Below are 18,910 nucleotides of genomic sequence, written 5' to 3' on the forward strand. Positions count from 1 at the left end.
TGGAAATCTCCGAAAGGCTGGAAATGCCGTCCCCATCAAGATAGTGTACAGAGTTTTAAGCGCAAGCTGAAGCGACTAACGACGAGGAAGTGGAGCATTGACCTAACGACACGGATTGAACGATTAAATTGGGTTATCCGCGGTTGGGTAAATTACTTCTCACTTGGTAATATGAAGACGATACTGACGCAAATAGATGAGCGTTTACGAACTCGTATCCGAGTCATTATCTGGAAGCAATGGAAGAAAAAATCGAGACGACTATGGGGACTTCTGAAACTAGGTGTTCCGAAATGGATAGCCGATAAAGTATCTGGCTGGGGTAACCACTATCAACTAGTGGCACAAAAGTCAGTCTTAAAGCGAGCTATATCAAAACCAGCCCTTACTAAAAGAGGACTGGTTTCTTGTCTAGATTTCTATCTTAAACGACATGCGTTAAAAGTTAGTTGAACCGCCGTGTGCCGAACGGCACGCACGGTGGTGTGAGAGGGACTAGAAATTAGCCTCTACTCGATTGAGGGGGCAAAGGAAAATTGTCATGAATCCCCTGAGATGCTATAATAAGGGCAGAAAGAAAAAGGAGGATGCCATGGCTGTCACAGTTAGAGAAGTGATGGAAAAGATCCGTCTGGAACATATCTATGGTACAGATGAACTCTTGGATAAAACCATCTCAACCGGGGATATTTCCCGGCCCGGTTTGGAAATGACAGGTTATTTTGATTATTATTCCCCTGAGCGTGTGCAGTTGATTGGGATGAAGGAGTGGTCCTATCTCGGGCATATGACGGCCCATAACCGCTACCAAGTTCTCAAAAATATGCTGCGAGATGAGACGCCTGCGGTGATCATTGCGCGTGGTTTGCATATTCCGGATGAATTACTGTTGGTGGCCGAGGAGAATCAGGTTGCCATCTTGCGGTCGAGTACGGCGACCAGTCGCTTGTCGGCTGAGTTATCCCGCTATCTGGACTCCCGCTTGGCTGAACGCACCAGTGTCCATGGTGTCCTGATGGATATTTATGGGATGGGGGTACTGATCCAGGGTGATTCCGGGATTGGGAAAAGTGAGACGGCCCTGGAACTGGTCAAACGTGGCCACCGTTTGGTTGCGGATGACCGGGTCGATATCTATCCTCGGGATGAAATGACCCTCTGGGGTGAGCCGGCGCAGATTTTACGGCATCTTCTTGAAATTCGTGGTGTTGGCATCATTGATGTGATGAGTCTTTATGGGGCGAGTGCTGTAAAAGATTCTTCCCAAGTTCAGCTCAGTGTTTACTTGGAAAACTACGACAATACCAAGCAATTTGACCGTCTGGGCAATAATCCAGAAGAATTTGAAATTGATGGGGTTGCGATTCCACGGATTCGGATTCCGGTTAAGACTGGCCGCAATATCTCAGTGGTGATTGAAGCAGCAGCCATGAATTACCGGGCCAAAGAAATGGGCTTTGACGCTACCAAAACCTTTGAAGAACGTCTGACCCGTTTGATTGCTGAGAATGAGGAGCGTGACCAATGAACCCGATAGCTTTTGAGCTAGGTCCCTTTGCCGTTCGTTGGTATGCCTTGTTTATTGTCAGTGGATTGGTCCTGGCGGTCTGGCTTTCCATGCGAGAGGCCAAACGGAAGGGGTGGGATCCTGATCTCATCTTGGATTTTGTGCTCTGGGGCTTTCCAATTGGGATTATTGGTGCGCGGATTTATTATGTCTTATTCCAATGGCCCTACTACCAAGCCCATCCAGCAGAAATCCTAGCCATTTGGAATGGTGGAATTGCTATCTATGGAGGACTGATTGCAGGTGGTTTATTCTTGATCTGGTATTCCCGGCGCCATCTTTTATCGGCCTGGACCTTTTTAGACCTTGTGGCACCAGGTGTGCTGATTGCGCAAGCCATCGGCCGTTGGGGGAATTTTGCTAACCAGGAAGCCTATGGGGCAGTAGTTGAGCATCTGAATTACCTGCCAACCTGGATGCAGCAACAGATGTTTATCGAAGGAGCCTATCGCCAGCCGACCTTCCTGATGGAATCCAGCTGGACAACCCTCGGTTTTGTGATTCTAATCAGCCTTCGTCACAGACCTCGCCTCTTTAAAGAAGGTGAACTAGCCCTTTTTTACCTGATTTGGTATGGCATAGGTCGTTTCTTTATTGAAGGTTTGCGGACAGACAGTCTGCTCTTGGGGCCTCTACGGGTCTCCCAAGTTCTATCCCTGGTCCTTGTGATGCTTGGTTTAGGACTCTGGATTTATCGACGTAAACAGCAGCAACTTGCTTGGTATCAAGCAGCTTAGCAGAAGGAGAAATTATGGTAGAAATTGCCTTTACCCTCGTGGGCCTAGCCCTTGCGGTATTCTTTGTTTATTTAACAATCTTTATTCATAAATTGGGAAAAACGGTGGATGAGACCAACCGAACGATTAAACTGTTGACAACCGATGCCAATGTTAGCCTGTATCAGGTAAATGAATTAATGGCTAAGGTCAACGTGCTGACCGATGATGTAGCCGGTAAGATGGAAGTCATTAACCCGCTCTTTGTCGCTGTTGCAGACCTCTCTGAAACGGTCTCAGATTTGAACAGCTCTGCCCGCAACCTTAGTGATAAGGCTGTTACAACAGGTGGTGGAGTGCGTTCGGCCCTTAGTCGGACTCTCTTGAGCACAGCCCTTTCGGGACTCGGATCAAAAAAGAAAGCAGGTAAATAACCATGAGCAAATTGTCATCTCTTTTATTAGGAGCCGTAACCGGTGCAGCCGCAGCCCTTTTTGTCCAAAGTAAAAAAGGACAAGAAGTAGCCAAACAAGCTAAAGATTGGTATGCGGATTACCAAGCGGACCCAGAAACAACCAAAGAAAAGGTTAGCCAAGCGGCGACCGATTTAGGTCAAAATGTTAGCCAACGCTACGATGATTTCAAGGCGGCAGTTCAATCTGGTGACATCACTGTCCAATCGGTGATGAATGATGTGAAAGCTTTTTCTGAAAAACAAGTTGAAACTTTGACTGAAAAGTTCGGTAGCAAGGAAGAAGTAGTTGAAAAGGTGAAAAAAGCCGTAACACCGGACCAAGAAATCGTGATTGACATCGATGTAGAGGAAGAGCTAGAGGTAGCAGACCAGCCCCTTAAAACCCTTCCTAAGGTGGCTGCAGTTCCCGCAGATTACCAAGAAGAAACAGAAAAATAGGAAAAGGTTTGGCCCTAGGGCCAAACCTTTTTAGGAGGAAAGTAATGACAAAAGTAGCCATCATCGGCGCCGGCATCGTCGGTGCCACCGCAGCTTTTTACCTCAGCCAAGAAGAGGGAGTGGAAGTGACTGTCTATGATCACGGAGTCGGTCAGGCCAGCAAGGCCGCCGCGGGCATTATCAGCCCCTGGTTTTCCCGCCGCCGCAACAAGGCCTGGTACCGCCTGGCTCGCCTAGGGGCTGATTTCTACCCCCGCTTGATGGAGGACTTAGCTGCAGCGGGTTCTACTAGTCAAGCCTACGAGCAGACTGGGGTCTTGGTGCTCAAGAAAAAAGAGGAGTACCTGGATGAGGTTATGGAACGAGCCCTGGCCAAACAAGCTGAGTCACCCCTCATGGGGGACTTGGAATTCTGGACACGCGATCAAGTCCAAGAACGCTTCCCTGGCCTCACAGGCTTCGACCGCGCCTTCTGGGCCAGTGGTGGGGCCCGTGTGGATGGAGCGGTCCTAGTCGCAGAACTGCTCCAGGCCGCAGGCCTGGAGCCTATTCGGAAAGAAGTACAGTTAGCTTGGGAGGTTGATCAGATCTTGGTGGATGGCCAAGCCTACGACAAGATTCTCTTGACTACTGGAGCATGGTTGGGACAGGTCCTCGAGCCCCTCGGTTATCAAGTTGATGTCCGCCCTCAAAAAGGTCAAATCCTGGACTACCAGCTCGACCAAGCAACGGACAAGTATCCCGTCGTTATGCCCGAAGGCGAAGCTGATCTGATCCCCTTTAAAGCCGGCAAACTCAGCCTTGGAGCCAGCCACGAAAATGACCAAGGCTTTGATCTCACAGAAGACCGCCAAGTCCTCCAAACCTTAATTGATCAGATGCGTCCCTACTACCCCGCCATCGCAGACTACCAGCCCACAGGCGTGCGCGTGGGCATCCGCGCCTATACCAGCGATTATTCTCCCTTCTTTGGCCCCCTGCCCGACCAGCCCAACACCTGGACCGTCAGCGGCCTCGGCTCAACTGGCCTCACAATCGGCCCCCTACTCGGCCGAGAACTAGCCCTGGGCATCCTCGGAAAAACAGGCAACCTAGACCCAGCAGACTATCCGGTTGAACGGTACGTGACACGGGATTAGGATAAAAAGGAATCTTTCACAAAAACCACAATGGAACTCCGTCTTGATTCCTTTCAAGATGGGGAATTCCATTGTGGTTTTTTTAGTGCAACTGTAGTTGTTGGATTTCTAGAGGTGAGGGCCTAGTTTGGACGTAAGCGCCCAATAACAAGGTGTCTTCCGATAAAGTAGAAATCTAGCTATACTAGTCTCAGAAAACATGAGTAGAGGAGATTGGTTTAGTGGATGCGAATTTGTTTAGGACGATAAATCTTTGTGACCTCGGTCAGGTCTATTTGATAGCTGTCAAAATCACTGTCATAAATCTTTTTGAGAGATTTGTACTCCATAGGGATCTCCTAGATTGTATTCTGTACAAAATGCTCCATTTGAGCATAATGATGAAACCCTTATTCTTCATTATTGACAAAATGGACCTTTTGTCAATAATTAGCGATAAAAAGTTCAAGAAGATGAACAAAAAAGGTTATTTGCGAGGAAAGTCTAGTGAGCAGGGAGACCTGGCTACGATTTTTGGGTAGTCACTAAGCAGAAACGCTGAAAATATGATAGAATGAATTGGATACATACAAGAAATAAGAAAAGTTTGAGTTAGGAGCTATTATGAGTGTAGACAAGTTAGATCAGGATCCTGATTGGTTGTCCACTGTTCTCGCTACTTCGGAGACCATTGGGCCTAAATCTATCTTATTAATAACCCAATCCGATCGTTTTGAGATGTTGGAAGAGGCTTTGCGTAGAGCCAACTATAGTCTCATCGGCTGTTTCTTTTTAGACCAACCCAAGGAAGATTTAGAACAGGGGCAATTGAGTGCCACTAATCTGATGGAATTTACCCTGAGATCAACCGTTGATGAAGTCTTGATCTATCTACCAGAGGCGGTTGACCAGGTAAGTGACTGGATTCGGGGCTTTGAGACGATGGGGATCATGGTCCATGTTACGATTCCGGGTTATGAATATCCGAGTAGTTCGAAGCGAGAAGCCAGTATTGCGGGGATCCCTGTTACTAGCTACGCCCCAACCTTCCATAAGACGAGTGATCTAGTCCTGAAGCGAATCATGGATATAGCAGGAGCCCTAGTGGGTCTTTTAATCTGTGGCTTGGTTGGAGTGGTGCTTTATCCTTTAATTCGCCGTGATGGCGGACCAGCCATTTTTACCCAGGACCGTGTTGGTCGCAATGGGCGGATCTTTAAATTTTATAAATACCGTTCCATGTATATGGATGCGGAAGAAAGAAAAAAAGAGTTGCTGGACCAGAATACGATGGAGGGTGGGATGTTCAAAATGGACAATGACCCCCGCATCACTCCCATCGGGGAATTTATCCGTAAGACCAGTCTGGATGAGCTGCCTCAATTTTATAATGTTTTGCGAGGGGATATGAGTCTGGTTGGCACCCGGCCGCCTACAAAGCAGGAATTCTTAGAGTATACCCCTGCCCAGAAACGCCGCCTGAGCTTTGAGCCAGGGATTACTGGTCTTTGGCAAGTCAGTGGACGGAGTGAGATTACCAAGTTTGAAGATGTTGTGGCCTTGGATGTGGAATATATTCAAGATTGGTCCATTATGGATGATATAAAAATTCTGCTTAAAACCTTGAAGGTTGTGGCTTTTGGGAAGGGAGCGAAGTAGAGAGATTAAGATGAAAAGAAGCGTATATATTATTGGTTCTAAGGGAATCCCAGCTAAATATGGAGGCTTTGAGACCTTTGTTGAGAAGCTGACGGAATTTCAAACGGACTCAGATATTCAATATTATGTAGCCTGTATGCGAGAAAATTCAGCGAAATCAGGAATTACTCAGGATAGATTTGAGCACAATGGAGCTATCTGTTTTAACATTGATGTTCCAAATATTGGCCCTGCCAGAGCCATCGCCTATGACATTCAAGCCCTCAAAAAAGCCATTGAATTGGCTAAGGAGAATCAAGATCAGGCCCCAATTTTCTATGTATTAGCCTGTCGGATTGGACCTTTTATTGCGGGGTTGAAGCGAGAAATCCAGAAAATCGGTGGCCAATTGTTTGTCAATCCGGATGGACATGAATGGCTTCGTGCTAAATGGTCTTATCCAGTTCGTCGCTATTGGAAACTTTCTGAGGGCTTGATGGTGAAACACGCCGATCTTTTGGTCTGCGATAGTCAAAATATTGAGTCTTACATTCAGAATGATTATGCCAAGTACCAGCCTCAAACGACCTATATTGCTTATGGGACAGAGACTAGCAAGTCGAAACTGACTTTCGATGATGCTAAGGTTCGCGATTGGTTTGCGGAAAAAGGTGTTACAGAGGGACAATACTACTTAGTCGTTGGCCGTTTTGTACCCGAGAACAACTATGAGGCCATGATTCGCGGCTTTATGCAGTCGGATTCGAAACGGGACTTTGTCTTGATTACCAATGTTGAAGAGAATAAGTTCTATGATAAACTCCTTGCGGAAACTCAGTTTGACCAAGATTCTCGTATTAAATTCGTAGGGACTGTTTATGACCAAGAACTGCTCAAATACATTCGGGAACAGGCTTTCGCCTACCTTCATGGTCATGAAGTCGGCGGGACCAATCCATCCCTCTTAGAAGCCCTTGCTTCAACTCAGTTAAATCTCTTGTTGGATGTTGGTTTTAATCGTGAAGTCGGTCAGGATGCTGCCTTGTATTGGAAGAAGGAAGAACTGGCTCAAACGATTAATGCTGCCGAACAGATGACAGACCAAGAGCGATTTGAAGCTGATGTGGCTTCAAATCAACGTATTGCCCAAGCCTTTACTTGGGAGAAAATTGTTACAGATTATCAAAACTTGTTTAAGGAAAGTTCATGAAACGTATATTGTACCTCCACGCTGGAGCAGAAATGTATGGAGCTGATAAGGTGCTCCTAGAATTAATCAAACGTCTGGATCAGACAGAATTTGAAGCCCATGTTATTTTGCCCAATGATGGAGTACTGGTCGAAGCGCTTAGACAGGTTGGAGCTCAGGTAGAAGTAATTCCCTATCCTATTTTAAGACGCAAGTATTTTAATCCAAAGGGAATTTTTGATTACGCAATTTCCTATCGGAAATTTTCCAAACAATTGTTGGAGTATGCTAAGAAACACCAAATTGATCTAATCCATAACAATACAACGGCGGTTTTAGAAGGAATTTACCTGAAGAAGAAATTGGGGATTCCGCTTATTTGGCATGTCCATGAAATTATTGTCAAACCTAAACAAATTTCAGATTTTATTAACTATTTAATGGGTCTCTATGCTGATCAAATTATTACGGTATCTCAAGCTGTGGCCAACCATGTCTTGACTTCTTCAGCCATCGCTCCAGAGCAGGTTCAGGTGATCTATAATGGTGTAGATAACAGTATTTATCAGCCAATGGATACGACCAAGATCAGAGAACATTTTGGAATTGCGAACGACCAAACAGTTATCGGGATGATTGGTCGTGTCAATGCTTGGAAAGGCCAAGGGGATTTCCTGGAAGCGGTTCTACCTTTGCTCCAAGAAGAACCAAAACGTGTGGCTTTTCTTGCAGGATCAGCCTTTGAAGGTGAGGAGTGGCGCGTGCAGGAACTGGACGAAACCATTGCCCAGTCCGGTTATGCTAACCAAATCAAACGTATTGATTATTATGATCGCCCCCAAGAACTGTACAACCTCTTTGACTTGTTTGTACTTCCAAGTACCAACCCGGATCCACTTCCAACCGTAGTCCTCGAAGCCATGGCTTCAGGAAAACCAGTTGTCGGTTACCGCCATGGTGGTGTCTGTGAAATGGTTGCAGAAGGTGAAAACGGCCTCCTAGCTCAACCAGGGAATCCAGCTTTGCTTTCAGAAACGATGAAAGAAATATTGGAAAATCCTGAAAAACTGGAGGCATTTGGAAAGGCGTCATTGAAGCGACAACTCGAACAGTTCTCGCTTCAATCCTATATTGAAAATTTTTCAACAGTATATCAAGAGATTGGTGACAAAGGATGATTGAAACGATTAAGAAAAAACTAAAACCCTATGTTTTTGCTTGGAAGTATCGGAATCAGCGTAAGACTTTGAAAAACAAGCAATTTACGATAATTAGTGATAATTGTTGGGGGGGGGAGGATTTATCAGGAATTAGGGCTTCCCTACCAATCTCCTTTTATTGGCCTTTTTATTTATTCTCCCGATTATGTTAAGCTTCTCGCTAATCCAAAACATTATCTAAGTGGGGAGACCCCTCTTGTTTTTGTAGAGGAATCACGTTATCGTTCCAAAGACGGGATGACTTATCCAGTCGCTCTTTTGGATGATATCGAAATCCACTTTTTACATTATGCAGATGAAGAAGAAGCTAGAAGTAAATGGAACCGTCGCCTAGCTCGAATGAACTGGGATAACCTTTGCTTCAAAATGAATGATAATGATCAAGCTACGTATCAATTGCTTAAAGATTTTCAGGATTTACCTTATCGAGCGAAAGTCATCTTCTCTTCAAAAAATTACACAGATTTAGAAGATCTAGTATTTTTTGAAAATCGTTCCGAACAAGGCTTTGTCGGTGAGGATTTGAAAATCTACCACCCTTATTTTGATGTGGTGGAGTGGTTGAATAAAGGCGGAGATCAAGTATAGTAAGAGGATAGATAACTAATGAAAGACCCCTTTTTAACGATTGTAGTTCCTGTATACCAAGTTGAAAAGTATTTAGAGCGTTGCGTTGATAGTATTTTAAATCAAAATTACCAAGATTATGAGATAATTCTGGTTGATGATGGAAGTACAGATCGCTCTCCTGAAATTTGTGATGAGTATGCTGAAAAATTTGAACAGATTCAAGTTGTTCACAAAAAGAATGGAGGGATGTCAGAAGCTCGAAACACTGGAACGACCTTGGCTAAAGGGAAATATGTATATTTTATAGATTCTGATGACTGGCTCGATTCTAGTTGTTTCGAGCAGGTGATCCCACTAGTGGAAGATGGGAACTATGACCTTGTTTGCTTCGGTAGACAATTTGTTAAATCTGAAGATGAAGCATTACGGCAAGTTGCAGAACCAGAAATCCGTAGTGTGACTGGGTATGATGCTTATTTAGAAATGATGGACCAGGGATGGGTTACAGGATTTGTTACAGATAAGATCTATAAAGTGAGCTTGTTTAGGGAGAACAATATCGAATTTCCGATTGGTCGATACTATGAAGATTTAGGTGTTTTGTATCGTATTTTATTAAACTCAAATCAAGTACTTCTGACCAATCAGGTTTTTTATCATTATTTTTTGGATAATCCTAATTCTATAACAGCTTCGTGGAATCAGAAGAAAGTGCAAGATATGCTTGAATTTTATAAGGATGCTCATCATTCGGAAATTGTCTTGGATAATCTTCAGGAATCAGATCAGCACATTGCAGATGTATATTATGTAAATGGTTTAATTCATGTCTTATCGAGTATCTATAAATCTGGTTATGAAAAAGAATATGAATATATTGTTGAGGATATTTTGAATGAGATCAAAAAGCATCCTCTCACTTATAAAGATATGGCGAAACAACCCAATAAAATGAAATATCTTTTATATCGACTATCTCTGTTAAAATTTGCATTTAAGATCCAAAATATTCTAAGAGCAAGCAGGTGAGGATATGTTAAAAATAGATTTTGATAAACTTTTAATTGGTGTTGTGTTAACATTTGTGATCGGATGGGATTTTTTTGGGACAACCATGCTGGCCAGAGAATTACCGACTATTCCATCAGCTATTGTCCTTTGTGCAACGTGGATTCTAGCATTGCGGTTTATTTATATTCAAAAGTTTGAATTAAATTTTCTAATATTTGCGCCGTTATTATTGTTAGCAGGTATGGCGGTAGCATGGAAAATGCGAAATATCAATTTTCTGATCTATATGTCACTGATTGTGTTGCTGTATAAGGCAGACATTGATTATGCGTTGAAAATATTTGTAACCATTACGGGCCTCATGCTTGTGACAACGGTATTTTTATCGCTAATAGATGTAATTCCAAACTTACAGTTTGTTCAGAATCGTGCACGGGGTGTTGTAACTAGAAATTCTCTTGGGTTTATTTATCCGACTGATTTTGCTTCTCATTGTTTCTATTTTTTTGCTGCGCTCTCTTATGTTTTAAGAGAAAAGTATATTGTGTTTCGAACAGGTTTGGGGCTAGCTATCGGGGCTATTCTCTATTTTGTAGCAGATGCGCGATTGAATGCTTATTCCACTTTAGTATCAGTTCTTCTCTTTTTAATTTTCTATTTTAAGAAGGATTTAAATAGTAGAGTATTTCGTTTTTCACCTTTAGCAGCACCAATAGCTGCTGGTCTTATGTATTATTGGACCAGTCATTTTAATTGGGGAGATGGTCGCTATATTGCTTTAAATAATTTTTTTAGTATGCGTTTAGCACTAGGTCGTCAAGCGATGAATACCTATTCTATTAATTATTTTGGAACCCCGGGGACGCAGTTTAGAGGTTATGGGGGAACAACGGAAACAGTCTTGAATTATACCTATGTTGATTCTTCTTATATTCAAATGCTGTTTTATTATGGTTCGTTGAGTGTGTTGCTCCTTATTTTATTTTATTTTATTCAATCGATTCGAATTTTACAGAAAAAACAGTATTTATTGCTTTGCTTATTATGCTTAATTGCTGTGAACTGTATGATTGAAGCGTTTTGGATTCGCCCTTCCTACAATATTTTTATGTTTGTGTTGATGGGGGTTGGGAGTGAATTCATCAAAGGAGGACAGGATGAAGCTGATAAAGAATTATCTCTATAATCTGTCTTATCAGGTTTTGCTGATACTGCTTCCTATTATCACAACTCCTTATGTAACGCGAATTTTTTCATCTAATGATTTAGGAACTTATGCGTTTTACAATTCGATTGCAACTTACTTTTTACTACTTGCTGGATTAGGAGTGGCGAATTATGGAACACGTCTGATTTCTCAGAATCGAAATCGACTTTCATCAACTTTTTGGTCGATTTATCAACTTCAATTGTTAGCTACGTCCTTATCGATTTTATTTTATGCTATTACAATCATTGGGGTCCCTCGAATGCAACACCCAGTTGCTCTTTTATTCACGATTAGTCTGATTTCAAAGGGATTGGATATTTCCTGGTTTTTTCAAGGACTGGAAGATTTTAGAAGGATTACTATTCGGAATACCTTGGTTAAAATTCTCGGTGTAGCTTCGATTTTCCTTTTTGTAAAATCATCAGAGGATTTGGGAAAGTATGTATTCTTTCTAGTGGTTTTTGAAGCCTTGGGACAATTGAGTATGTGGATTCCTGCTAAAAAATACATCGGAAGATGGGTTTGGGACTGGGAACAAATAAAGTATCATATCAAACCGGTAATCCTATTGTTTGTTCCTCAGATTGCGATAACCTTATATATTAGTCTTGATCAAACAATGCTTGGAATCTTAGCAGGGAATGAGGAAGTTGGTCTATATGACCAAGCGAATAAGATTTTAAAGATTCTTTTAACAGTCGTTACTTCCTTAGGAACTGTTATGTTGCCAAGAATATCGGGGTTGATTACTGAGAAGAAAGAAGATGAGGTGAATCGGCTTTATAATCTGTCGTTTCTTGTTTATAATCTTGTGATTTTTCCAATGATTTTAGGGATGTTGATTATTAATGAGGATTTTATCTCAATCTTCCTGGGACCTGATTTTCAAGAAGTAACGATTGCGATAAGTATTATGATCTGGCGGCTGTTCTTTATTGGCTGGACAAATATTATGGGGATTCAGATTTTGATTCCACATGGAAAAAATAAGGAGTATATGCTGTCGACGACAGTTCCAGCCGTATTCAGTCTGCTTTTGAATCTAGTATTGATTCCTTATCTGGGCTTTATTGGAGCAGCTATCACATCGGTTCTATCTGAATTTTTAGTGTGGCTTATTCAGGTCTATGCAACACGAGAACAGCTACGTCAGTTATCTTTTTATAAATCGATGTGGCGAATTTTGTTAGCTTCATTATTGATGTTTACTGTTTTGCTAGGATTAAAAATGACAGTACATTTTTCAGCTTTTCTAAATATTATGATTTATGTATCAGTTGGAGCAGTAGTGTACTTAGGGGGATTATATATTCTAAAAGCTGTAGATCTCAAAGAGTTGCGTTTGGAATATTTGAAAAAGTAAAGAGGAGAATTTTATGTACGATTATCTTATTGTGGGAGCTGGACTCTCGGGTGCTATTTTTGCTCATGAAGCAACTAAGCGGGGTAAAAAGGTAAAGGTCATTGATAAGCGTGACCATATTGGTGGAAATATCTATTGTGAAGATGTAGAAGGAATTAATGTTCACAAGTATGGTGCCCATATTTTCCATACATCCAATAAACGAATTTGGGATTATGTGAACCAATTTGCGGAGTTTAATCATTACATCAATTCTCCGGTCGCAAACTATAAGGGAAATCTTTATAATCTTCCATTCAATATGAATACCTTCTATGCTATGTGGGGAACAAAGACACCTCAAGAAGTCAAAGATAAGATTGCAGAGCAGACAGCAGAGATGAAAGATGTTGAACCAAAGAACTTAGAAGAGCAAGCGATTAAGTTGATTGGTCCGGATGTTTATGAGAAGTTAATTAAAGGTTATACCGAGAAACAGTGGGGACGCTCTGCAACGGATTTGCCTCCTTTTATCATCAAACGTTTGCCAGTTCGTTTAACCTTTGATAATAATTACTTCAATGACCGTTATCAAGGAATCCCTATTGGTGGGTACAATGTTATTATTGAAAATATGCTAGAAGGAATTGAAGTTGAACTTGGCGTTGATTTTTTTGAAAATCGTCAGGAGCTAGAAGCATCGGCTGAAAAAGTAGTCTTTACGGGGATGATTGACCAGTACTTTAACTATAAGCATGGTGAACTAGAATATCGGAGTCTGAAGTTTGAACACGAAACACTTGATATGGAGAACTATCAAGGGAATGCCGTTGTGAACTATACAGAACGTGAAATTCCGTATACGCGGATTATTGAGCATAAACACTTCGAGTTTGGTCAGCAAGAAAAAACAGTGATTACTCGAGAATACCCAGCAGATTGGAAACGTGGGGATGAGCCGTATTATCCAATCAATGATGCTAAAAATAATGCTATTTATGCCAAGTATTTGGAAGAAGCAAACCAAAATGACAAGGTTATTTTCTGTGGCCGTTTAGCAGATTACAAGTATTATGATATGCATGTGGTTATTGAGAGAGCGCTGCAGGTAGTAGAAGAAGAATTGGAGTAAAATGACGCAGGAAAAAATTGATTTCGTTGTAACCTGGGTAGACGGAGCAGATCCAGTATGGTTGTCCAGGAAAAAGACTTACCTAAAAGAAAAATTAGGTGTAGATGTAGGTGACGAGTCTGTAGAAGATGGTGACGATCGCTATCGTGATTTTGGTCTTTTTAAATATTGGTTTCGGTCTATTGAAAAATATGCTCCTTGGGTTAATAAAATTTTTCTAATTACTGATCGTCAAAAACCCGAATGGCTGGATGTTAATCATCCTAAAATTCGCTGGGTTAATCATGATGAATTTATACCTCAAGAATATTTACCAACTTATAGTTCTCCTGCGATTGAACTAAATTTTCATAGGATTGAAGAACTATCTGAAAATTTTGTGTATTTCAATGATGATGTTTACCTGGTGAATCCTGTAGAACCACAAGATTTTTTTGTGAATAATTTACCTAAACATGTAGCAATTTATGATGCTATTGTTCCATGGCATCCTTTTATCAAGACTTTATATAACAACATGGAAGTGTTGTATCGCCATTTTCCTACGAAGAGTGCATTACGAAGGTCTCCTTTAAAATTTTTCAGCTTGAAATATGGATTTATGGGAATTTTAAAAAATCTTTTACTATTGCCTTGGAAACCTACCGGATATGTGGAGTTACATATTGCAAATCCTGTAAAAAAGAGTACTATTTCTAAAATATGGGAATTAGAGTCTGCAACAATCCAAAAGACCGTCGAGTCTCCTCTTCGAGATTATTCAACCGGAATTAATCAATATTTATTCCGGTATTGGGAAATTGAGAGTAATCAGTTTGAGCCACAGAGTATCTCAATTGGTAAAAGGATAGATATGAATCAAGTTGATGAGTTGGCTGAGATATTGCGAACTTCTCGCTATAACATGGTTTGTATTAACGACACTCTAGAATTTAATTATGAAAATCAATCGAAAATACAGAAGCTCTTAGAAAATAAATTTCCAAATAAATCAAATTTTGAATTTTAATTTATTTGTTCATATAATATGAAAGGAATGGTTATGCCAACTGTTTGTGCTTTGGTTGTTACTTATAATCGCTCAATCTATTTACGTAAAGCCTTAAGTGGGATTTTAAATCAAGATAAACAAGTTTCTGCAATTCTTATTTTTAACAATGATGCTACGGACTCTACTGAAAGTGATTTAATAACAGATGGGTATCTCGCGAAACAAAGCTATAGAAGTGGAGAATTGTATCAATGTGCATATGATGACGTAGAAATTTATTATTATCGTAATCATGAGAATGCAGGTGGTGCTGGAGGATTCTCGAAAGGTATCGAACTAGTTTCGAATTTAGACTATGACTATGTATGGATTATGGATGATGATGTATATCCAGAGTCAGATTGTTTGGCAGAAATAATCAAGCAAATGGATCTTAACGATGTTCGTGTAGGGATTCCAAATCGAACAGATGAGAATTTTGATGATGAACCATGTATCTCTCTAGATATGGATGATTATAGAAAATTCTGGACGGGTTTACGAAAAACAAAGGTAAAAGGTCCATTTGAAGAAGATGCCATTCGAGTAGTTGATTTGCCATTTGAAGGTCCTGTAATTGATATGAACCTACTTCGGAAAGTAGGTGTACCAGATAGTGGTTATTTTTTACTTTATGATGATACAGATTATGCGATGCGTCTTCAAGAGCATTCTGGAATTATCTTTGCTACTAGAGCGAAATTACATCGCCAATTAGCTAAAAAGATGCCTCCTTCAGCTGTGACGGAACCATTCAATTGGCGTGAGTATTATGGTATGCGCAATAATATTATCTTTGATAAACGATATGGTAAGAATTGGAAGGTTAGACATTTAAGTCCGATTCTAATTTTACTTCAACGAATTCGGAATTCTATCATTGCAGGTCATTTGAGACAGAATTTCCCAATTATACGCAAAGCGTTTATTGATGGTATTTTTCGACGAATGGGTAAAAGAATAGATCCAAATTATTAACATTGAAAGAAGACGAGGAGATGCCCTTGACAAAGTATCAAATTTCTGAAAACTTCGGTAATGATCGTCATGCTGGAAGTAAGGCTAAAAATGATGCAGTTGCTATTTTGAAGGAACTAGATTTTAAAGAATTGTCAATTAGACACATGGGAAGTAAACCAGGATTACTGGCTAAGATCTCTAGACAACTTCGAAGCTTTATCAGTTGGACTTCTTTAAAATTTAAAGTTGAAGATGGTTCAATTTTGATCCGACAAAATCCTTTCCATAATCGTCAAATGGGAAGAAGAGCTGCTTTAAAATACCTTAAGGAAAAAAGAAATGTCTACATGATTTCCTTGGTACATGATGTAGAATTAATTAGATACCAATACAATTCCGAAAATTTCAAAAATGAATTTGATGAGATGATTGAATTTGCAGATAAACTCATTATCCATAATGAAGCAATGAAACAATGGTTTTTGGATTATGGTGTTTCTGAAGAAAAATTAGTAGTTCTTGAGATATTTGATTACCTTCTTCCCTTAGATTCTCAAAAAGAGATTCATTTTTCAAAAAATATTTATATTGCTGGAAATTTAGCAAGAGATAAGAGCCCATATGTCCATCAACTAAAACAATTATCTCATTTGAATTTCAAGCTGATGGGAATCAATTATGAGCCGGATACGGAAAGTCAAAATATTGATTATTTAGGATCTTTTGCTCCAGAAGAAGTACCGAATCAGTTAGTAGAGGGATTTGGACTAGTTTGGGATGGAAATGATATAGATACCTGTTCCGGAGAAACAGGAAATTATTTACGTTACAATAATCCTCACAAGCTTTCACTCTACCTAGCTTCCGAAATTCCTGTAATTGTTTGGAAAGAAGCAGCAGAAGCTAACTTTGTTTTAAACAATGGTGTGGGCTTTGCAGTAGACTCTTTATTTGAATTAGAATCAATTTTTGAAAACCTGACTGAAGAGGAGTACTTTAAGATGGTCGAAAATGTACGCAGAATCTCAACTCGAATACAGAGTGGTCAGTATTTGAAAGAGGCAGTAGAGAAAATTGTATAGTTTTCTCTAACTTTCAAGTTGACATTGACAACCGAATAGAAATTCTTTTGGAGACTTGTACTTCAAGTTTTCAAGAAAATCGATTCTATGGGGCAATGTCATTAAGTGAAAGAGCTTAATACTATCATGAATAAACTCAGACTGAGAATTGAATGAACCATTCGTTTTATCAGTTTGAGTTTTTGGCTCTTTGTCAACTGTAATGGATGATAGAATAGAACTAGCGACTATATTTAATTTTAAATGTATTCATCATCTAGATTCTTAATCCAGATTCTTAGGAACCTTTTTTTATCCCACAAAAAAGAAAACGTTTGCAATCCGTCTCTAAAACGCTTACAATAGTATCATAAATACATCATTAGGAGGGTATTATGAAGAAGTTGAATGCGCAGGAGATTTTCTCCATTCGGAAGTTATCAACGGGGATTGCGTCTGTTGGGATTGCAATGATCTTTATGAGCGGTCAGGTAGCCGCGGATGAGGTCACATCGCCTGAACCTGTGGTGGAGAATCAGGGAGTAGAGGTCAAGGAGGATGGAAATTCGGCTGTTTATCAGGCATATCCGTTTGCGGAGGAGACTGTAATGACTGTTCAGCCTGTGGCAGAGGAGTTTGCTGGTGAAGCTGATTCTCAGGCTCAGAGGTCGGAGGTTACGGTTGCAGCTGTTCCTGCTTCGGATGAAGCCAAGAGTGTCCCTATTGAGGAGGGGAGCTTCCGTGTTCATTTTAAAGAGCTGCCTTCAGATAATGTGGAGAGTTTAGGTTTGTGGTCCTGGGATGATGTGGAGGTTCCCTCCTCTGACAAGGGGGGATGGCCTACGGGAGCTACGAGTTTTGCACAGGCTGGTCGTGATGACTATGGATACTACATGGATGTCCGGATGAAGGGGGAGCAGGCTAAAAAGATTAGTTTGTTAATCAACAATACAGCTGGTGAGAATTTGACTGGGGATAAAACTATTGAGCGGATTAGTTCGGATATGAACCAAGCCTGGTTGGATCAGAATTTCAAGCTGAGTCTTTATAGGCCTTTGCAGGAAGGGTACCTCAGGATTAATTATTTTCGGACGGATGGCAATTATGATCAGAAGAGTCTATGGCTTTGGGGTGATGTTGCGGATGTGCAGATGGGAGATTGGCCGGATGGTATAAATTTTGAGCATCAGGGTCAGTCTGGTGTTTATCGGGATGTGAAGCTGACAGAGTTGGCAAATTCAATTGGTTTTTTGTTATTAGATGAGAGTCAGTCTGGGGATGCGGTCAAGATTCAGTCTAAGGATTATAATTTCGCAGATTTGAAGAATCATACGCAGATTTTTCTTAAAGATGATGATGCAACGATTTATACCAATCCCTATTATGTCAATGATGTCCGGGTGTTAGGGGCTGCCCATAATCGCCTCGATTCTTTGGAGGCTTCCTTCTCAACTCTGGATGGCGTCAGCAAGGAAGATTTATTGGGTAAACTATCCGTTGTAGATAAAGATGCCAAGGGTGTAGTAATTCGTGACCTGGTGATGGATCCTGAGAGTAAGAAGGTTCAGTTATTAGGTGATTTTTCTGCAGAAGGAGCAGGTTATACACTTAGGTATGGCACTGATGCCTTCCCAACCAAGATGGCTTGGCAGCTCAAGGATCAGCTTTACGGCTATCAAGGTGAGCTGGGGGCGCGTGTTTCTGAACAAGGTCAGGTGGTAGATCTAACCTTGTGGTCACCAAGTGCGGAGCAGGTGGACCTGGTCTTGTATGACAAGTTTGACCCTAATTATGTGGTTGGTACTTTGCCCTTAACTAGAGGAGATCAGGGGCAGTGGGCTCTTCAACTAAATCTTTCTTCCGGATTAGGAATCAAAGATTATCGAGGATATTTCTATCATTATCAAATCACGCGCCAAGGGGAGAAGGTCTTGGTACTGGATCCCTACGCTAAATCCTTAGCGGCTTGGAATAGTGACTTGGTGGATCAAGGTTTGGCGAATCGAGTTGCCAAGGCGGCCATTGTCGATCCGAGTGAGGCTGGTCCGAAGGATTTGGGTTTCGCGTCTATTCCGAACTTTGAGCAAAGAGAAGATGCGGTTATTTAGGTTCTTTTGCAAGTTGTGTGGAATTCCTGAAAACCGATAGTCATGGAATTTGATAATTGTAGCTTTTTAATGACTGTACCCTGGCTTCTTTCGAATTTCTATGAGATGCTTCCCCTGTGGTGGGG

General features: G+C 41.0%; 17 protein-coding genes and 2 pseudogenes. All 19 read left to right on the forward strand.

What is annotated here, in order from left to right:
- Positions 1–453, forward strand: a 453-nt coding sequence (locus HZY94_RS06855; RefSeq protein ID WP_306538575.1) for a group II intron maturase-specific domain-containing protein, incomplete at its 5' end; no start/stop codon positions are given.
- A gap of 139 nt (positions 454–592) precedes the next feature.
- Positions 593–1,528: an HPr(Ser) kinase/phosphatase gene (hprK, locus tag HZY94_RS06860; RefSeq protein WP_160332320.1), complete on the forward strand. Its 936-nt coding sequence runs from the start codon at positions 593–595 to the stop codon at positions 1,526–1,528.
- On the forward strand, positions 1,525–2,304 hold the full coding sequence (gene lgt, locus HZY94_RS06865; RefSeq protein WP_179925574.1) for a prolipoprotein diacylglyceryl transferase: 780 nt from the start codon (positions 1,525–1,527) through the stop codon (positions 2,302–2,304). Before hprK ends, lgt begins: the two co-directional genes overlap by 4 nt.
- 14 nt (positions 2,305–2,318) lie before the next feature.
- Positions 2,319–2,717 carry a DUF948 domain-containing protein gene (locus HZY94_RS06870; protein ID WP_160332322.1) on the forward strand — a complete coding sequence of 133 codons (399 nt, stop codon included), beginning with the start codon at positions 2,319–2,321 and terminating at the stop codon, positions 2,715–2,717.
- A gap of 2 nt (positions 2,718–2,719) precedes the next feature.
- Positions 2,720–3,196 carry a YtxH domain-containing protein gene (locus HZY94_RS06875; RefSeq protein ID WP_160332323.1) on the forward strand — a complete coding sequence of 159 codons (477 nt, stop codon included), beginning with the start codon at positions 2,720–2,722 and terminating at the stop codon, positions 3,194–3,196.
- A gap of 44 nt (positions 3,197–3,240) precedes the next feature.
- The gene (locus tag HZY94_RS06880; protein WP_179925575.1) at positions 3,241–4,335 is read left to right on the forward strand and encodes an NAD(P)/FAD-dependent oxidoreductase; all 1,095 of its coding nucleotides are present in this window, start codon (positions 3,241–3,243) and stop codon (positions 4,333–4,335) included.
- A 603-nt stretch (positions 4,336–4,938) separates the two neighbouring features.
- Positions 4,939–5,973 carry a sugar transferase gene (locus tag HZY94_RS06885; protein ID WP_179925576.1) on the forward strand — a complete coding sequence of 345 codons (1,035 nt, stop codon included), beginning with the start codon at positions 4,939–4,941 and terminating at the stop codon, positions 5,971–5,973.
- A gap of 10 nt (positions 5,974–5,983) precedes the next feature.
- On the forward strand, positions 5,984–7,162 hold the full coding sequence (gene cps2T, locus HZY94_RS06890) for a beta 1-4 rhamnosyltransferase Cps2T (protein WP_179925577.1): 1,179 nt from the start codon (positions 5,984–5,986) through the stop codon (positions 7,160–7,162).
- Positions 7,159–8,319, forward strand: coding sequence for a glycosyltransferase family 4 protein (locus HZY94_RS06895; RefSeq protein WP_179925578.1), 1,161 nt, complete (start codon positions 7,159–7,161; stop codon positions 8,317–8,319). The genes cps2T and HZY94_RS06895 overlap by 4 nt, the downstream gene beginning before the upstream one ends.
- A 96-nt stretch (positions 8,320–8,415) precedes the next feature.
- On the forward strand, positions 8,416–8,949 hold the full coding sequence (locus HZY94_RS06900; protein ID WP_322783470.1) for a DUF1919 domain-containing protein: 534 nt from the start codon (positions 8,416–8,418) through the stop codon (positions 8,947–8,949).
- An 18-nt stretch (positions 8,950–8,967) separates the two neighbouring features.
- Positions 8,968–9,960 carry a glycosyltransferase family 2 protein gene (locus tag HZY94_RS06905; RefSeq protein ID WP_179925579.1) on the forward strand — a complete coding sequence of 331 codons (993 nt, stop codon included), beginning with the start codon at positions 8,968–8,970 and terminating at the stop codon, positions 9,958–9,960.
- A 4-nt stretch (positions 9,961–9,964) separates the two neighbouring features.
- Positions 9,965–11,128, forward strand: a complete 1,164-nt coding sequence (locus HZY94_RS06910; RefSeq protein ID WP_179925580.1) for a polysaccharide polymerase — start codon at positions 9,965–9,967, stop codon at positions 11,126–11,128.
- Complete coding sequence (locus HZY94_RS06915; protein ID WP_160332330.1) at positions 11,100–12,515, forward strand: flippase; 1,416 nt, start codon at positions 11,100–11,102, stop codon at positions 12,513–12,515. Before HZY94_RS06910 ends, HZY94_RS06915 begins: the two co-directional genes overlap by 29 nt.
- 13 nt (positions 12,516–12,528) lie before the next feature.
- Entirely contained in the window at positions 12,529–13,626 is a 1,098-nt protein-coding gene (gene glf / locus HZY94_RS06920) for a UDP-galactopyranose mutase (protein WP_160332331.1), read from the forward strand.
- A 1-nt stretch (position 13,627) separates the two neighbouring features.
- Positions 13,628–14,635 carry a stealth family protein gene (locus tag HZY94_RS06925; protein ID WP_160332332.1) on the forward strand — a complete coding sequence of 336 codons (1,008 nt, stop codon included), beginning with the start codon at positions 13,628–13,630 and terminating at the stop codon, positions 14,633–14,635.
- A gap of 33 nt (positions 14,636–14,668) precedes the next feature.
- Positions 14,669–15,634: a glycosyltransferase gene (locus HZY94_RS06930; RefSeq protein WP_179925581.1), complete on the forward strand. Its 966-nt coding sequence runs from the start codon at positions 14,669–14,671 to the stop codon at positions 15,632–15,634.
- A 26-nt stretch (positions 15,635–15,660) separates the two neighbouring features.
- Positions 15,661–16,698 carry a sugar transferase gene (locus HZY94_RS06935; protein ID WP_160332334.1) on the forward strand — a complete coding sequence of 346 codons (1,038 nt, stop codon included), beginning with the start codon at positions 15,661–15,663 and terminating at the stop codon, positions 16,696–16,698.
- Positions 16,699–17,072: 374 nt separating this feature from the next.
- Positions 17,073–17,171: pseudogene (locus HZY94_RS10570) on the forward strand (YSIRK-type signal peptide-containing protein); the annotation flags it as partial.
- A gap of 225 nt (positions 17,172–17,396) precedes the next feature.
- A pseudogene (locus HZY94_RS06940) lies at positions 17,397–18,782 on the forward strand (pullulanase-associated domain-containing protein); the annotation flags it as partial.
- Positions 18,783–18,910 lie beyond the last annotated feature (128 nt).

The organism is Streptococcus danieliae, assembly GCF_013415245.1.
Taxonomy (GTDB): Bacteria; Bacillota; Bacilli; order Lactobacillales; family Streptococcaceae; genus Streptococcus; species Streptococcus danieliae_A.

Excerpts from the sequence above, each read along its gene's own strand:
- HZY94_RS06925 (WP_160332332.1), top strand. The coding sequence starts at position 13,628 with ATGACGCAGGAAAAAATTGATTTCGTTGTAACCTGGGTAGACGGAGCA.
- HZY94_RS06885 (WP_179925576.1), top strand. The coding sequence starts at position 4,939 with ATGAGTGTAGACAAGTTAGATCAGGATCCTGATTGGTTGTCCACTGTT.
- HZY94_RS06875 (WP_160332323.1), top strand. The coding sequence starts at position 2,720 with ATGAGCAAATTGTCATCTCTTTTATTAGGAGCCGTAACCGGTGCAGCC.
- HZY94_RS06910 (WP_179925580.1), top strand. The coding sequence starts at position 9,965 with ATGTTAAAAATAGATTTTGATAAACTTTTAATTGGTGTTGTGTTAACA.
- HZY94_RS06905 (WP_179925579.1), top strand. The coding sequence starts at position 8,968 with ATGAAAGACCCCTTTTTAACGATTGTAGTTCCTGTATACCAAGTTGAA.
- lgt (WP_179925574.1), top strand. The coding sequence starts at position 1,525 with ATGAACCCGATAGCTTTTGAGCTAGGTCCCTTTGCCGTTCGTTGGTAT.
- HZY94_RS06870 (WP_160332322.1), top strand. The coding sequence starts at position 2,319 with ATGGTAGAAATTGCCTTTACCCTCGTGGGCCTAGCCCTTGCGGTATTC.
- HZY94_RS06880 (WP_179925575.1), top strand. The coding sequence starts at position 3,241 with ATGACAAAAGTAGCCATCATCGGCGCCGGCATCGTCGGTGCCACCGCA.
- hprK (WP_160332320.1), top strand. The coding sequence starts at position 593 with ATGGCTGTCACAGTTAGAGAAGTGATGGAAAAGATCCGTCTGGAACAT.
- glf (WP_160332331.1), top strand. The coding sequence starts at position 12,529 with ATGTACGATTATCTTATTGTGGGAGCTGGACTCTCGGGTGCTATTTTT.
- HZY94_RS06930 (WP_179925581.1), top strand. The coding sequence starts at position 14,669 with ATGCCAACTGTTTGTGCTTTGGTTGTTACTTATAATCGCTCAATCTAT.
- cps2T (WP_179925577.1), top strand. The coding sequence starts at position 5,984 with ATGAAAAGAAGCGTATATATTATTGGTTCTAAGGGAATCCCAGCTAAA.
- HZY94_RS06915 (WP_160332330.1), top strand. The coding sequence starts at position 11,100 with ATGAAGCTGATAAAGAATTATCTCTATAATCTGTCTTATCAGGTTTTG.
- HZY94_RS06895 (WP_179925578.1), top strand. The coding sequence starts at position 7,159 with ATGAAACGTATATTGTACCTCCACGCTGGAGCAGAAATGTATGGAGCT.